This window comes from Lysinibacillus sp. JNUCC-52 (assembly GCF_015999545.1).
GTDB lineage: Bacteria > Bacillota > Bacilli > Bacillales_A > Planococcaceae > Lysinibacillus.
The window spans coordinates 1,204,469-1,219,005 of sequence record NZ_CP065546.1; the positions used below are offsets into that span (position 1 = coordinate 1,204,469).

Sequence of the window (14,537 nt, forward strand, 5' to 3'; positions counted from 1 at the left end):
GTTAGTCCAATATTACTTCTCCATAACAAACGCCGTTTTCCCACGCTGATCCGCACTTAGATAGCCAGCTCCTTCTAGTTGTTCACGCCATACTTTTTCAATCGTGGCCGCTTTTGCAGCATCATTTTCTTTTGTCGATAGCTCTGTCATGATTTCACCTTGATAATGCCAAACTTCAATATCTGCCTCATATCCTGCAAAGCTTCCTTTATATGTTGTTGCCTTGGCAGGTCCATAGACGACTGTCTGTGATAACGTATTGTTATACCAAGTTGCAGAGTCCCAATTTAAAATTTTCTTTGGCACATTTTCTAAAATTAGTTTTTTGGCTGCACTTGTATCCACCGAATTATAGTTAACTTTAGTAGTTTCCTTCAATGACTCTTTTCGACTAATGGTAAATGTACGATTACCACCCTTAATATCCATTTCAAATTTATAGTTGGATTCGTCACCAGTAAAACCATGGCTTTCAGTTATTGCAAGTGCTTCTTCAAGTGGTGTATTGAGAAATCTCTTTTTATACGTAAAGTCGATTTTATTGCTATCTTTATAAACGCGTAAACGATTGTTATAGTCTGCACTTAAAAAATCTTTCCTCTGTGTATCGAAGTAGTAAATTTTTACTTCATCTTTTTTAGTAGCGGCAAAAAAGTTTAAAATATCTGACTCATTGAATAGCTCTGATTTCAAATTATATTTAATCTCATGCCCAGGCTCGATGGCGGCTTTTGCTTGTACGGCACCCATTATTCCAAACGTGCTTAATACTAATCCTATTACGGCTACTTTCAATGCAAGCCTCTTCAAATAATATTTCATATATTTTCATCCTCACTTCCGATTATTTTTAATAGTGACGTTTCTTTATTTGTTAATTGACTGTGAAAATAGATGGTTTGATGAGCATTAATATACTTTGATAGCACGATAGTATCCTCATAATCAGGATGTGTTTTGTAGAAAAAATGTTTTAGTTGATTTGGTGCTAATTGTTGAATGTAACTGCCTTTATTAAAGTACCCCGTAAAGATGACATTGGCTGATGGTAAATCCGTAAGTAGCTTCGATATTATTACGTCATCGCGCTCTGGAACAAAATAAATGGCGTTCTTTGCCATTGTCCGCTCTTGTAAGCATTCTTTTTTGAATGATGACAAGAGCGGAGAGAATACAACATTATCAGGTGCATCGTAATACTCTTCAAAAAAAGGTAAAAAATCTTTCGCGATAGACACCTTTCTAGTCGTATGCTCAAAAAGGTAAAATGCAATATCAGCCGTTTTGCCAGAAAAGGAAGAAGGGAAAAGTATTGCATTACGATCGTTCTCTTCGATATAATCCGCTAATTGCTGTAATACTTTTTTGTTGTGAATACGTTTCTCAAAATGACCACTATCTATGAATGCTACGTCATACTTTTCACTATGCTCTTTCGGAAGATTTGCCTTTAATAGATAGGAATCCATCACATAATCTCCTGAAAAAAATATCACCTCCTCTAAAAAGCGAATACTGTACCAAACACTTCCTATTAAATGCCCACTATAGCCCCATAGAAAAGAAAGATGATCGTTAACATTGACCCATTTGCCTAGCGATGCTGGCTCAAACGTTCTAATATTTTGAAAAGATTGTTGTAATTGTTTTGCGGTTATTTCACTCATAATCAATTGCCCATCGTAGCCCCATTGTGCAAGTAAAGGAAGCGCTCCTACATGGTCAATATGGGAATGAGAAATAAACACGGCATCTAGTTTTGCCACATGAGCAGGTGTTAAATTTGGCTTTGTCTTTTCACGATTGTTCATAACACCACAATCTAGTAAAATGGCATGGCCATTCTTTTCAAGATAAAAGCAGTTACGGCCATACTCCCCAACGCCTCCTAAAATCTCTATCTTAAGCACCTACATGCCCTCCCCGCTTTTGAAGCCAATCTAATAGGAACATAAAAACAACTGTCATAGCGACTGTAATAACAGCAACAGCCATTCCTAACCCTACATTGCCTTGTTCAAATTGGCTGTAAATAAACGTTGCTCCTGTTTCCACTGAAGGTGGCAAAATAAGCAGACCTGCGACTAACTCACGCATTGAAATGATAAATGTCATCATCATACCAGCAAGTATTCCCTGCATTAACAGTGGGATGAAAATATATCGATACATGTCCCAACTATTCCGTCCAAAAATAGCAGCTGATTGGAAAATAGATTGATCTAACTGTGAAAATGTCGATTTTGTATATTGCACAGAGTATGGTAGGAAAAGCACACAATACGTCACCACTACCATTGTTTTTGTATTGTAAATCGTTGCTGGTAGCCAAGGTGCATTCCAAAACATAATTAAACCGACGACAAAAACAATTCCTGGAATAATATTTGGCATTAGGCTAAAGAAATCTAACATTTGTTGCTTTTTCGTTTCGCCCTTTTTAACGTATAGTGCAATAAAAAATCCAATAATCGCTGTAATAACGGCAGTGACAATTGAAAACACAATACTATTCAAAAATGCGGCTAATCCCGCGCTTCCGCTAGTAAACAAAGCCTGATACGACGCAAAACTGAAATTGCCAGCACTTAAACCGTCTCCTCGCACCTTTTGTAAAGAAGTTACGATAATTGAAAAATACGGAATTCCAATAGCAAGCAATAACACAATCCCGACATAAAACCATGACCCAAACTTGATATACCATTTATCTTTTATTTCACGAACAGCAGGTGTTTTTCCTGAAAGCACGCTATATGTAAACTTTCGTCCAATAAGATTTTGAAAGTACCAAACAACGAGGCACACGGAAAGTAAAAATAATGATAGCGATGTTGCCATCCGAATATCAACTGGCCATCTAGAAAGATAAGAGTGAATTTCTGTTGTAAAAACTTGAAATCCAATACGACTGCCAAACGTTGCAGGCGTCCCAAATTCCGCCAGCGTTTTAATAAAAATGAGCAATACTCCTAGAACATAGCTTGAAACGAGTAAAGGCAATATAACCTGTAGCCAATTTCTTAATGAGCTGCGGCCAAAAATAAGTGCAGCATCTAAAAATGAACCATTAATTCTAAGTAGCGTATTTTTCAGCATTAAATATAAAAAAGGAAACAGGTGCAGACTCATAACCATCACCATGCCAAATAAAGAAAAAAAGGCATCCGATAACCAAGCAGTCCCAGGTACTAACTGCTGTAAAAAACCATTATTTTGCATAAATAAAATCCAACCCATAGAACCGATATAAGGAGGTGTCATAAAAGGAATCGTTAAAATAATATCTAGCCAACCATATTTATGTAAGCTTGTTTTTGTGCGAATAAATGCCATAGGTAATGCCAGTATTGTAGTCCCTAAAATTACGAAAACGCCTAATAATAAAGAGTTACCCAATGTACGCCACAAACGATCATTGTCAAACATTCTACTAATTTGTGAAACATCAAAATGACCATCCTGGACAAATGTATAATAAACAATGGCTATTAATGGTGCGATAGCAAACGTTGCGACAATCGCCAATAACAAGCTAAAAGTGCGTCTGCCTTCCATTATCATCATTGCATCATTCCTTTCATAGAAACCTAGTGTAGATATTCCTAATAAAATGAGGCTTTTTGTATTTAGAAAAAATCCGCAATCATCAGTGCTGTTTCTTCAAAGTCTTATGACTGAAAGCGAATTTTTTCTTTACCTATTTATCGCATCATCTAGTAGGAATGAGGCTTATAGACTCATTGCCTCTTATCGAAAAATATCGTTAAACTTCGTTAAAATATCAAGCTGCTTTGACTCTGAACCTTTCCAGTTCACCTTTAACTGCGGAATCTCATCTAATGCCGCACGATCTTTTACAGCAATTTCGTTATTACCTGGCAGTAAATATGCATCTGTCACTAGCTTTTGTCCTTCATCTGAAAGTAGGAAATTGACGTATGCTTTTGCACCTTCCACATTTTTAGCATCTTTCATAATAGCGACTGCTCGAGGACTTACAACAGTTCCGCTCTTCGGATAAACAATTTCTACTGGCTCCCCACTCGCTTTTGCTTTATAAGCCATATAGTCTACACCTGAGATTGTTGCATTTTTATCACCTGTAATAACTGCATCTAGCGCTTCCTTATTTGCGCCATTCACTTGGAGTCCGTTGTTTTTCCATAATTGGATTGTATCCCAAGCAGTCTTTTCCGCTTCTGTATAGCCGTAAATAAAATCGACCGCAGAGCCTGACAAACTCGGGTCAGGGATATTCATTTTCCCTTGCCACTCTGGTTTAGCTAAATCTGTCCATTCAGTAGGAATATCTTTTGTATTTTTCGTGTTGTAAGCAATGCCTAATGCCGATGCACTATAGCCATAGTAATAGCCCTCTGCATCTGACCAATTGCGATTCATTTTACTAGCATTTTCTGCTTCTTGATAGCTAAGTAACTGATTGGATTCCTTTAATCCATCCATTGATGCGACGGAAGCTAATACAACGATATCTGCCACAGGATTATTTTTCTCCGCTTCTAGACGAGATAAAATTTTGCCTGTTGTTCCTTGGAACATTTCTACTTTTATGCCCGTTTTTTCTTCAAATGCTTGCTGTATATTGGCAGCTAAGCCATCTGGACCAGCTGAATAAACCGTTAATGTTTGCACTTCTTCTTTCGACTTTGCACTTGCTGCCTCATTATTGACACTGTCGGCTGATTTGTTATTGCCACACCCCGCTAATGTTAGTGCTAAAAGAATCCCAGCAGTTGCTAGTAATTTGAATCGTTTTTTCACGATAAGCCCTCCAATTGATATATTTGTTTTGTATCTACAAAAACCTCAAGTTGTTTGCCATGTTCTAAAGGCATGCTTTCATAAAAGCTCCACTGCTTTCCTTCTACTTGTGCCTGAACCAAATAGCGATCTCCAACGAAAGTACTTTTTACAATCATCGCTTGTTTCGCAATAGTTCCAGGATATTGTTTTCTCGATACCCCCTCGGGACGTACAATCCGATTCCCTTTATCGAGCCAATTGACCTTACCTATAAAATCCGCTACATAAGGAGTTGCTGGTGCATGATAAATTTCCTGTGGTGACCCAACCTGTGCAATTTTTCCTGACTCCATCACAATAATTTGATCTGACATCGTCATTGCTTCCGTTTGATCATGTGTAACAAATATAGCTTGGCAATCGAATTCATGGATAATATGCATAATTTCATCTTGCATTTTTTCTCTTAGCACCGCGTCTAACGCTGATAATGGCTCATCAAATAAGATTAACTTTGGATTCGTTGCCAGTGCTCTCGCAAGTGCTACTCGCTGTTGTTGACCACCTGATAACTGTCCTGGCTTGCGATTTTCATATCCCTCCATGTTCACCAAACGCATAACATACGCTACCCGTGCTGGTATTTCCGCCTTTGGTACAATCTTTTTTAAACCAAATGCGATGTTCTGGAAAATGGTCATATGTGGCCATAGCGCGAAATCTTGAAAGACCATAGCGATATTGCGTTGATTTGGTTTAACATTTTTACGAAGTTTAGCAGAATAAATAATTGTGTCATCGAATGCAATTTCACCATTCGTTGGTTTTTCAAGACCAGCTAGTAATTTCAATAATGTCGTTTTACCACAGCCTGACTGTCCTAAAATTGTAATGAACTTACTGTTTAATTCCACATTAATAGGCCATAGCGCTTGTGCGTGTCCATATTTTTTCTCTAAATTTGTAATTGAGATTTTCATCGTATCCTCCTCGTCTATCTCTACTATAGTTTCCAGATATTTAGAAAATATTAACCTACTATTAATATGTCGTTAAAAAAAATCTAATAAACTAAAGTAAATGCAATAGTTTATCGAATTTCCTTTAGGAGGCTAAAATGAATTATCTAAAATTACAGGCATTTTGCTTACTCGTCGATTTAAAAAAATTAGCTCCTGTCGCTAAAGAGCTAGGTATTACACCACCTACTGTCTCCTTTCATATTCGCTCCATTGAAGAAGAATACGGTGTACGCTTATTTCGGACAAATGCTGGTGGTTATCGTTTAACCGAAGCGGGGGAAGGGCTGTTTCACTATGCACGCCAAATCGTACAATTACAAAACGATATGGATCGCTTCATTGAAAATCTACTAGCAGGAAATGTTGGCTCCATACGTTTAGGAGCAAGTGCACTCCCTGCCCATATTTTTATGCCTGAAATCATTAACCAAGTTTCCACAGCTTATCCTGACATTCGCATTTCCTTAGAAGTAAAAACTGCACCTGAAATCGAAAAAATGGTAGCCTTGCAGGAGCTTGATTTTGGCTTAATAATGGAAACGAAGAAACAAAATTCAACACTTTGCTATGAAACGATTGGCGAAGATTCACTCGTTTTAGCATTAAGCCCTAGTCACGAACTGGCAGCAAAAAAGGACATCTCGCAATCAGATGTCCTTAAAAACAAAGTATTATTACATACGTCCTCGAGTTCAACCAACCATTTTATTGAAAAATGGCTAAACCCTTTTCAGCCATCTTTCAATACAATTGAACTCGATTCTGTCAGTACGATTAAAAAAATGCTTACCTTTGGTAAAACAATTGCCTTTCTGTCTGTATCCCTTATTGAAGAAGAACTGCAATCAGGTTTATTAGTACAGAAAGACTTACATGATATAGCACTGAAACGAAAAATTCAGCTTATATACCCTCAGTCCAGACTAGATAATAAGATTGATGCATTCGTCAAAAAAGCCATTTACAATTTAGCACAAAAAATCCAGTCTTAATGCCGTTCATCATAATCAAACAACTAGACTCACAGATACAACCATCTGTGAGCTCCCCTCTCTCTTTTAGCGGATGATTACGCATTCCCCCCTTTTCAACAATTTCGTTAAAAACATTCGACAATTTGACATAATTTCTTAGCATGCATTAATACCTTGGATAGAAGACATGTTGATTCCTAATGAAAGGAGGGATAACAACTTGCTTACCGAGTTACTCATTATAGAGACGATTCAAATTGTTAACGAAGTCGCTAACTGGCAAGATGCTATACACATCGCTGCAGCACCCCTTTTACAGCAAAACAAAATAGAAAAGCGCTATATTCAAGCGATGATACAATCCATCGAACAACATGGTCCATATGTCGTGCTGACACCTAAAGTGGCAATACCACATGCTCGACCATCTGAAGGAGTAAATGAATTATCGATGAGCTTATTAAATTTACAAAACCCTGTTCAATTTGGACCAGATAAACCTGTATTCTTAATTATCATTTTGGCAGCTACTGATCATACAACACATTTACAAGCCCTAGTTGACTTAACACAAGTGTTACAAGAACCTAGTCAAATTGACGAGATTATTGGATGCCAACATCCAGATTGCATTGTTGAAAAAATAAAACAATATGCGACAAAGGAGCGATGATGATGAAAATTTTAGTCGTTTGCGGAAATGGTTTAGGCAGTAGTTTCATTATGGAACTGAACGTAAAAAAAGCACTACTTGAACTCGGAAAAGAAGCAGAGGTAACTCATACAGATTTAACATCTGCAACGGCAGAGAAGGCAGATATTTATATCGGTGCAGGAGATATTGTAGATCAATTAGATAATGGTGTGAGAAAAATCGTTCGTATCGTCAATATGATGAGTATTCAAGAAATCAAATTAAAGCTTGAGCCACTGCTTTAAGGAAATTTAATTGTACGGCTAATAGTCTGTGGTATTAACTATATATAAAGTTTGTAAAAACTGAATAGGATGAGGTGTTGGTATGTTAGATGTTATGATGAATGACATTTTAGGTACACCAGCAATTTTAGTCGGCCTATTTGCTCTTGTCGGCTTACTAATCCAAAAAAAATCAGCTTCAACTGTTCTTTCAGGTACATTAAAAACGATAATGGGCTTCGTCATTTTAGGTGCTGGTGCTGCCGTTTTAATTGGTTCTTTAACGCATTTTAGTAAAATGTTCGACCATGCCTTTCAAGTTCAAGGGGTAATCCCTAACAATGAGGCTATTGTAGCTGCAGCGCAAACGACTTTTGGAACATCTACTGCCATGATTATGGTATTCGGTATGATCATGAACTTATTGTTAGCGCGATTTACGCCTTTAAAATATATTTTTTTAACTGGGCATCATACATTATTTATGGCGTGTTTAATCGCGGCTTCACTCTCAGTTGGTGGAATGAGTGGCATTCCACTTATAATTACCGGATCCATCTTATTAGGTATTTGTATGGTTATTTTCCCAGCCATTTTACAACCTACAGTGCGCCAAATTACAGGCAGTGATGATTTCGCAGTTGGTCATTTTGGAAGTATAGGCTACTATATTTCTGCTAAAATTGGTCAGCTTTTTGGCAACAAAGCTAAAACAACAGAAGCAATTCAAGTTCCTAAATCACTAGGATTTTTAAGAGACACATCCGTTGCAATTTCCTTAACAATGACCATATTTTTTATTGTAGTGGCATTATTTGCAGGTCGCTCTTATATTGAAGCACAACTATCGGGTGGATCTAATTTCATCGTTTTCGCAATTATTCAAGCGATTACTTTTGCTGCTGGTGTTTATATTATCCTTGCTGGTGTTCGCATGCTAATTGCTGAAATTATTCCAGCTTTTAAAGGAATTGCCGATAAGCTCGTACCAAATGCCAAGCCTGCATTAGATTGCCCGACAATTTTCCCATTTGCTCCTAACGCTGTTATCATCGGCTTCCTCTTTAGCTTTTTAGCTGGTTTATTATCTATGTTTGCACTCCCTCTTATTGGGCTAAAAGTTATTATCCCAGGTCTCGTGCCTCATTTCTTCACAGGTGCAGCCGCAGGCGTTTTTGGAAATGCAACAGGTGGTCGAATCGGCTCAATGGCAGGTGCTTTTGCCAACGGTTTAATCATCAGCTTCATTCCTGCTATACTACTTATTTTCATGGGTGACATCGGCTATGAAGGAACAACATTTGGTGATTCTGACTTTGGCATTGTCGGTATTGTCATTATCAATATTTTAAAATTATTTGGTGCAGTGTAATAGCATCTCTCTATACTAAAAGCCTCGTTCTAAATATAAGAACGAGGCTTTTTTAACTATTTAATTGTCAGAATTATTTGCGTGCCTGGCACACACGATCCAACCCCTTTTTTATATACAAAAAAACCCGCCCATAAAATAGTTGCGCACTAACAACGCAAGCTATTTTATGGCGGGCTAATATCCTAGCAGTAATACCTACTAATTTATCCATCTCACCATATATCGCAAAATGATTTTTATCATAAACTCAATATTAACTTTTATGATAGCGTTTCATACATAACTTGCCCCATTTGAGAGACGTCATAATCTCCTAACGCAGCCACTTCAGATTGGAAAGCAGGTGCATTTAAAATCTCTTTCACCGCATCAATTAGTGGTCGGTTTTCAGGCGTTTTTAATAACACAATATCATAACGCTCTTTAACAACTGGAATAAAATCGACATCAATGAGCTTGGCGATTTTTTCAATTCCTATCCCAACATCAGCGTGTCCATTGGCGACAGCAGAAGCAACATCAAGATGGCTCATTCCTTCACGGGAATAGCCTTCAATAGTGGTCGGTACAATATTATGAATACGCAATTGCTCATCTAACAAAGTGCGTGCACCTGAGCCTTTCTCACGGTTGATGAAGTTAAATGACTTTGTTTGAAAATCTTCAAATGTGTGGATTTGCAATGGATTTCCTTTTTGAACATAGAAACCTGCTCTACGTGATACTACATTCATGAGGATAAACGGATGGCTCACAAAGATTTTCTTTACATAAGGCGTATTATAATCTTCTGTATCCCCATCAAACATATGTAAACTCGCAATATCACAGTCTCCATTATACAATGCCATCACACCATTAAAACTACCTTCATGTGAACGCAATACTTTCGTAGACTGCCTTTTCTCAATATATTTGGCTAAAATATCTAATACTAAATCTTGTCCACTTATAATTATTTTTGAATAATTTTTAGTCGGAGTAGCCACGGATGTCAATGACGCACTACCTGTTTTTCGTTTTTGTATATAGGCTTGCAAGTCAGCACGATCTACCCGCATTTGCCTTCCTACACGGAAGACTGGCAATTCTTCCTTTTTCACTAAATCATAAATCGTCAATTTCGAAACTTTTAATAATTGTGCAACCTCTTCAATCGTATAGGATTGTTCTTGTGACATAAAAATTCTCCTCCTATATGCCTCTATTTACATGGTAACGTATTTATAGCTTTATGAACATCTTGAAATTTTCTACCAATTCTATCTTTCTTTTTCACTTATCACTGTTTATAATTTGTTATGTCTTGTTATAACGAGTTATAAAAGGAGTATTATCATAGTGAAAAAATTTTATAGTTTATTTGCGACACTAGCATTACTAGTTGGGCTACTTGCAGCCTGTGGTAACCAAGAAAAAGAGTTGACAGCAAACGAACCTGTTGAATTAACGATTTCTGCGGCAGCTAGTTTACAGGATGCCTTAGAAGAACTTAAAACAACTTATGAAAAACAACACGATACAATCAAAATCCTCTATAACTTTGGTGGTTCTGGTGCATTACAGCAACAAATTTTACAGGGTGCTCCTGCAGATCTTTTCTTTTCAGCCGCGGAAGATAAATTCGATGCGCTTGTAGAAAAAGAAATGATTGATCAAAAGCAAGGAACGGATCTTTTAGCCAACGAATTAGTATTAATTGTTCCTAAAAATAATGAAAAACAAATCAAATCCTTTGAAGATTTACAGCAAGCAGGAAAAATCGCGCTTGGTACACCCGAAACGGTTCCTGCTGGGCAGTATGGCGTCGACACATTAAAAAATATGCAACTTTGGGATTCACTTGAATCGAAAGTGGTGTATACAAAAGATGTGCGTCAAGTACTTACTTACACAGAAACAGAAAACGTAGATGCTGGAATGGTTTATAAAACAGATGCTCTTGTCTCCGATAAAGTTGATATCGTTGCGACTGCTGATGAAGCTATGCATGCACCGATTATTTATCCTGTAGGTGTCTTAAAAGCGAGTAAGCATGCTCAAGAAGCGGAAGATTTTTATCAATTTTTACAGAGTGACGAAGCAATGAATATTTTTAAAAAGTATGGGTTTAAAGGAGCTCACTAAAAATGAGTACCGATTTTTGGTCTCCACTTAAACTTTCAATTGAAATTGCCTTTGTTGCGGGGATTCTCGCTATTATAGCAGGAATTTTACTTGGTAAATGGATGGCAAGCCATCATTTTAAAGGGAAGCTCTTGCTAGAAACCGTGTTGCTCTTACCTTTAGTATTACCTCCTACTGTAGTAGGTTTCCTGCTCATCGTTATTTTTGGGAAAAATAGTTTTTTTGGAAATCTAATTGTGTGGCTTTTCGATCAGCCAGTCATGTTCACATGGTGGGCGGCTGTTATCGCTTCTACGATTGTTGCCTTTCCTTTAATGTATCAATCAGCTAAAACGGGCTTTGCCTCTGTTGATCGTGATATTGAAAATGCAGCACGTGTAGATGGGGCTAACGAATGGCAAGTCTTTCTTTATGTGTCCATACCCCTTGCTTTAAAAGCACTTGTATCTGGCGGGATTTTAAGCTTCACACGAGCTTTAGGCGAGTTTGGAGCGACATTAATGTTCGCGGGGAATATTCCAGGGAAAACACAAACAACACCGCTAGCTATTTATATGGCGATTGATTCGGGAAACATGACCCTTGCCTGGACATGGGTTTTGTGTATGATTGCTATTTCCTTTCTTTTGCTTCTTAGTATCCATATCCTCAAAGTATAAGAGAAAAAGTGTTAGATTGACCGCGATCAATCTAACACTTTTTTGTTGTGCCGTTGTTGTTTGTTACAGTGGGTGCTTTCCTCACTTGCTCGCGGAGTGCACACGTCTTATGTGCTGTGCGTAACTGCATAGCTTCTTTCATGTTACATAGCAAAATTTATAACATCTTTTAAACTTAACGTTGTATGCCGCTCTTTTGTCTTCATCCCCCACTGATGGGTGGGATAAAGGCGATAGTGTCGCCCGATTTGACGATTGTAGTATCCGTTGCAAATTCCTCATTTACTGCCGTCATTATTTGTTGTAATGATAGCTGTGGATAGTGCTCTTCCATCCACTCTTTCAAGTGAGCAACCGTCACATTTGACAGCTCTACAGTTAGCTTTGTTTCACCAACCATTTCCTGTAGGTGTGCAAATAATAAGATGTTAATCACACTTTTCCTCCCCCTCCTGAATAACTGGCTCCCCTTTCGGATAAGGGATATTTTCTAATTGATCACCAATCCATTCTGTCCCGTCTTCCCAATGTTCTTTTTTCCATATAGGAACAATTTGCTTAATACGGTCAATCGCATATTCATTTGCCAAATATGCGATTTTACGATGTGGTGATGACACCGCAATGACGACCGCAATATCAGAAATAGCTAAATGCCCTACACGGTGGGAAATGGCTATTTTTACTTCAGGCCATTGCTCTTGTATTTCCTTCGCAATCTGTTCAAACATTTTTATCGCCATCGCTGGATAGGCTTGATATTCCAAATGCAATGTTTTTTTACCATTTGTCATTTCACGCACTGTCCCAATAAATAGTGTAATAGCTCCTGCATTTCGATTAAGTACTTTTTGTCTTACTTGCTCTACATCAATCGGTTTATCAATTATTTCAAACAACGTTGCAGTCATCATTTTCCCCTCATTTCTTTCAACAAAAATTCCATATATTGTGTTTCATCATGTATCGAAAAAGCTGGAATCGTTAGGGACGAATCGAGTGGATAGCTTGGCCAATAAATTACACAAATAATATTGGTTACTCGCTGTAGTAGCACATGATCCTGTGCTGTTCGTAGAAGCACAGCCTTTGGATAATGTTCGCGTTTATACCCTTCAATCAAAATGATATCCATTGGAAAGGAAGCATAAATCGCTAGTATATCAGCCAGTTGCCAGCTTTTTTGGTGAATACTCATCCGTAAAGTACCCTCCCCCTCCACTGCTGTAATCATCGCACCCGCCTGCTCATGCCGACTACTATCTTTCGAAGTTTCAACCATTGGCACACCACCATGTCCGTGATGCTTAATCGTTCCTACTCGTAACCCTTCCTTTGTAGCTTGTTTAATCAATTGCTCCATCAGCGTCGTTTTTCCACTATCTTGATAACCAACTATCTGTAAGATTTTTCGATGTTGTCCCAAGGCCACTCACTTCCTTGCAAATCTTCTAACAATAAAACTGCTACTGACATGTCCTTTTCATAGCCTCGTGAACCACCAGGTAAGACGATGAAAGCATTGGCTGACGCCAACGAAGAAACTGCGCTCGATTTGTCAAAGCCAGATGGTACTGCAACTAGCTTACCTTCTTGATAATAGGCTTGTGCGCGTACAAAACGTGTAAAAGGATTTGGCTTTGTAAAATCCGCCCCTAAAATCGCTTGCGCTCTACGTAAATGGGGTTGAGCATTACTATATGCAGTGCGAATAATCGGGCGTACAAAAAGTTCAAAGCCAACGTAGCAAGCTGAAGGATTACCAGAAAGCCCAAACAATAATTTGCCGTCGCGAGCAGCCACCGTTGTCACACTACCTGGACGCATCGCCACTTTATTAAACAGTACGTTTGCATGAATCGCTTCGTAAATGGCTGGTAAATAATCATAATCACCTACAGAAACGCCTCCTGTTGTAATTAGAATATCTACTTCCTGTAAGGCGTTTTCAACATTTTTAATACATAACTCAAGGTCATCGCTAAACTTGCCGTAATATTTTACTTGTGCTCCAGCCCGCTCAATTTGCGCCATCATCATATAGGCATTACTATTTCGAATTTTACCAGGTTGTAAAGATTCGCCTGGCTCTAGTAATTCGCTACCAGTTGCAATGACACCAATAACCGTTTTTCGATAAACAGGTACTTGCTCATAGCCAAAAGTAGCGAGTAATGCCATTACACCTGGGTTAATATATTGACCTTTTTCAATGAGAACAGTGCCTTGCTGTACATCTTCCCCTTTATAGGAAATGTTTGTCCCTGCTTCAAAAGATCGTTTAATTGACATATACTTTTGATGATTTTCTTCAAAAGTATGGGTTAATTCTAGCATGACCACTGCATCACAGCCTTGTGGTATAGGAGCCCCTGTCATAATGCGGACAGCTTGTCGTTCGCCTACTACTTCGTTATATATATAGCCTGCGCCAATTTCCCCAACAACCTGAAATGGGACTGGATGCTGCGAAGAAGCTTCTTTGCTATCGACGGAGCGAATAGCATAGCCATCATATGGTGAACGGTCAAAAGCTGGTACATCATGATCGGCCCTAATTGCTTCTGCAATAAAGCGACCATGGGCTTGCGTTAATGACACAAGCTCTTTTTTTGCTTGAAAAGCATGGTCCATAACACGATGAACAGCTTCTGCTACTGGAATTGGTTGTCTTTTTTCTAGCATTTTACACACT

Annotated in this window: 16 protein-coding genes; 6 read left to right on the forward strand and 10 right to left on the reverse strand. The window is 38.2% G+C overall.

Going from position 1 to position 14,537, the window contains the following annotated elements; all coding sequences use genetic code 11:
- Nucleotides 1–12: 12 nt before the first annotated feature.
- The 5 genes from JNUCC52_RS06310 to JNUCC52_RS06330 form a co-directional block, all read right to left on the reverse strand.
- Nucleotides 13–822 (reverse strand): hypothetical protein, encoded by an 810-nt coding sequence (locus JNUCC52_RS06310; RefSeq protein WP_337981704.1) that lies wholly within the window; start codon nt 820–822, stop codon nt 13–15.
- A complete protein-coding gene (locus JNUCC52_RS06315; RefSeq protein ID WP_337981705.1) occupies nt 819–1,910 on the reverse strand; it encodes an MBL fold metallo-hydrolase in 1,092 nt (363 codons plus the stop codon). The genes JNUCC52_RS06310 and JNUCC52_RS06315 overlap by 4 nt, the downstream gene beginning before the upstream one ends.
- Nucleotides 1,903–3,564: an ABC transporter permease gene (locus JNUCC52_RS06320; protein WP_173478577.1), complete on the reverse strand. Its 1,662-nt coding sequence runs from the start codon at nt 3,562–3,564 to the stop codon at nt 1,903–1,905. The genes JNUCC52_RS06315 and JNUCC52_RS06320 overlap by 8 nt, the downstream gene beginning before the upstream one ends.
- Nucleotides 3,565–3,750: 186 nt before the next feature.
- Nucleotides 3,751–4,788: an ABC transporter substrate-binding protein gene (locus JNUCC52_RS06325; protein WP_337982193.1), complete on the reverse strand. Its 1,038-nt coding sequence runs from the start codon at nt 4,786–4,788 to the stop codon at nt 3,751–3,753.
- A complete protein-coding gene (locus JNUCC52_RS06330; protein ID WP_337981706.1) occupies nt 4,782–5,747 on the reverse strand; it encodes an ABC transporter ATP-binding protein in 966 nt (321 codons plus the stop codon). Before JNUCC52_RS06330 ends, JNUCC52_RS06325 begins: the two co-directional genes overlap by 7 nt.
- A 137-nt stretch (nt 5,748–5,884) precedes the next feature.
- Between JNUCC52_RS06330 and JNUCC52_RS06335 the strand changes: the two genes are divergently transcribed.
- From JNUCC52_RS06335 to ulaA, 4 genes are all read left to right on the forward strand, one after another.
- Complete coding sequence (locus JNUCC52_RS06335; RefSeq protein WP_173478401.1) at nt 5,885–6,781, forward strand: LysR family transcriptional regulator; 897 nt, start codon at nt 5,885–5,887, stop codon at nt 6,779–6,781.
- Nucleotides 6,782–6,983: 202 nt separating this feature from the next.
- Nucleotides 6,984–7,436, forward strand: a complete 453-nt coding sequence (locus JNUCC52_RS06340) for a PTS sugar transporter subunit IIA (protein WP_337981707.1) — start codon at nt 6,984–6,986, stop codon at nt 7,434–7,436.
- 2 nt (nt 7,437–7,438) lie between these two features.
- A complete protein-coding gene (locus JNUCC52_RS06345) occupies nt 7,439–7,702 on the forward strand; it encodes a PTS sugar transporter subunit IIB (RefSeq protein WP_337982194.1) in 264 nt (87 codons plus the stop codon).
- 82 nt (nt 7,703–7,784) lie between these two features.
- Nucleotides 7,785–9,053: a PTS ascorbate transporter subunit IIC gene (ulaA, locus tag JNUCC52_RS06350; protein WP_173478398.1), complete on the forward strand. Its 1,269-nt coding sequence runs from the start codon at nt 7,785–7,787 to the stop codon at nt 9,051–9,053.
- Between the two features lie 263 nt (nt 9,054–9,316).
- Here the strand turns inward: ulaA and JNUCC52_RS06355 are convergent, their stop codons facing one another.
- On the reverse strand, nt 9,317–10,237 hold the full coding sequence (locus JNUCC52_RS06355; RefSeq protein WP_337981708.1) for a substrate-binding domain-containing protein: 921 nt from the start codon (nt 10,235–10,237) through the stop codon (nt 9,317–9,319).
- 160 nt (nt 10,238–10,397) lie between these two features.
- Here JNUCC52_RS06355 and modA point away from each other — a divergent pair, with 160 nt between their 5' ends.
- On the forward strand, nt 10,398–11,183 hold the full coding sequence (gene modA, locus JNUCC52_RS06360) for a molybdate ABC transporter substrate-binding protein (protein WP_337981709.1): 786 nt from the start codon (nt 10,398–10,400) through the stop codon (nt 11,181–11,183).
- 2 nt (nt 11,184–11,185) lie between these two features.
- Complete coding sequence (modB, locus tag JNUCC52_RS06365; RefSeq protein WP_337981710.1) at nt 11,186–11,842, forward strand: molybdate ABC transporter permease subunit; 657 nt, start codon at nt 11,186–11,188, stop codon at nt 11,840–11,842.
- A gap of 202 nt (nt 11,843–12,044) precedes the next feature.
- Here the strand turns inward: modB and moaD are convergent, their stop codons facing one another.
- Genes moaD through JNUCC52_RS06385 form a run of 4 tightly spaced genes read right to left on the reverse strand, consistent with a single transcriptional unit; the run spans nt 12,045 to nt 14,527 of the window.
- Nucleotides 12,045–12,278, reverse strand: a complete 234-nt coding sequence (moaD, locus tag JNUCC52_RS06370; protein ID WP_337981711.1) for a molybdopterin converting factor subunit 1 — start codon at nt 12,276–12,278, stop codon at nt 12,045–12,047.
- Nucleotides 12,271–12,753 (reverse strand): molybdenum cofactor biosynthesis protein MoaE, encoded by a 483-nt coding sequence (locus JNUCC52_RS06375; RefSeq protein ID WP_337982195.1) that lies wholly within the window; start codon nt 12,751–12,753, stop codon nt 12,271–12,273. The genes moaD and JNUCC52_RS06375 overlap by 8 nt, the downstream gene beginning before the upstream one ends.
- Nucleotides 12,753–13,268, reverse strand: a complete 516-nt coding sequence (gene mobB, locus JNUCC52_RS06380) for a molybdopterin-guanine dinucleotide biosynthesis protein B (protein ID WP_337981712.1) — start codon at nt 13,266–13,268, stop codon at nt 12,753–12,755. Before mobB ends, JNUCC52_RS06375 begins: the two co-directional genes overlap by 1 nt.
- A complete protein-coding gene (locus tag JNUCC52_RS06385; protein ID WP_337981713.1) occupies nt 13,238–14,527 on the reverse strand; it encodes a molybdopterin molybdotransferase MoeA in 1,290 nt (429 codons plus the stop codon). The genes mobB and JNUCC52_RS06385 overlap by 31 nt, the downstream gene beginning before the upstream one ends.
- Nucleotides 14,528–14,537: the final 10 nt, after the last annotated feature.

Bases quoted from the DNA above. Each gene is read 5' to 3' on its own strand.
- JNUCC52_RS06310 (WP_337981704.1), bottom strand. From the start codon at position 822: ATGAAATATTATTTGAAGAGGCTTGCATTGAAAGTAGCCGTAATAGGA.
- JNUCC52_RS06320 (WP_173478577.1), bottom strand. From the start codon at position 3,564: ATGATAATGGAAGGCAGACGCACTTTTAGCTTGTTATTGGCGATTGTC.
- JNUCC52_RS06330 (WP_337981706.1), bottom strand. From the start codon at position 5,747: ATGAAAATCTCAATTACAAATTTAGAGAAAAAATATGGACACGCACAA.
- JNUCC52_RS06335 (WP_173478401.1), top strand. From the start codon at position 5,885: ATGAATTATCTAAAATTACAGGCATTTTGCTTACTCGTCGATTTAAAA.
- JNUCC52_RS06345 (WP_337982194.1), top strand. From the start codon at position 7,439: ATGAAAATTTTAGTCGTTTGCGGAAATGGTTTAGGCAGTAGTTTCATT.
- ulaA (WP_173478398.1), top strand. From the start codon at position 7,785: ATGTTAGATGTTATGATGAATGACATTTTAGGTACACCAGCAATTTTA.
- JNUCC52_RS06355 (WP_337981708.1), bottom strand. From the start codon at position 10,237: ATGTCACAAGAACAATCCTATACGATTGAAGAGGTTGCACAATTATTA.
- modB (WP_337981710.1), top strand. From the start codon at position 11,186: ATGAGTACCGATTTTTGGTCTCCACTTAAACTTTCAATTGAAATTGCC.
- JNUCC52_RS06375 (WP_337982195.1), bottom strand. From the start codon at position 12,753: ATGACTGCAACGTTGTTTGAAATAATTGATAAACCGATTGATGTAGAG.
- JNUCC52_RS06385 (WP_337981713.1), bottom strand. From the start codon at position 14,527: ATGCTAGAAAAAAGACAACCAATTCCAGTAGCAGAAGCTGTTCATCGT.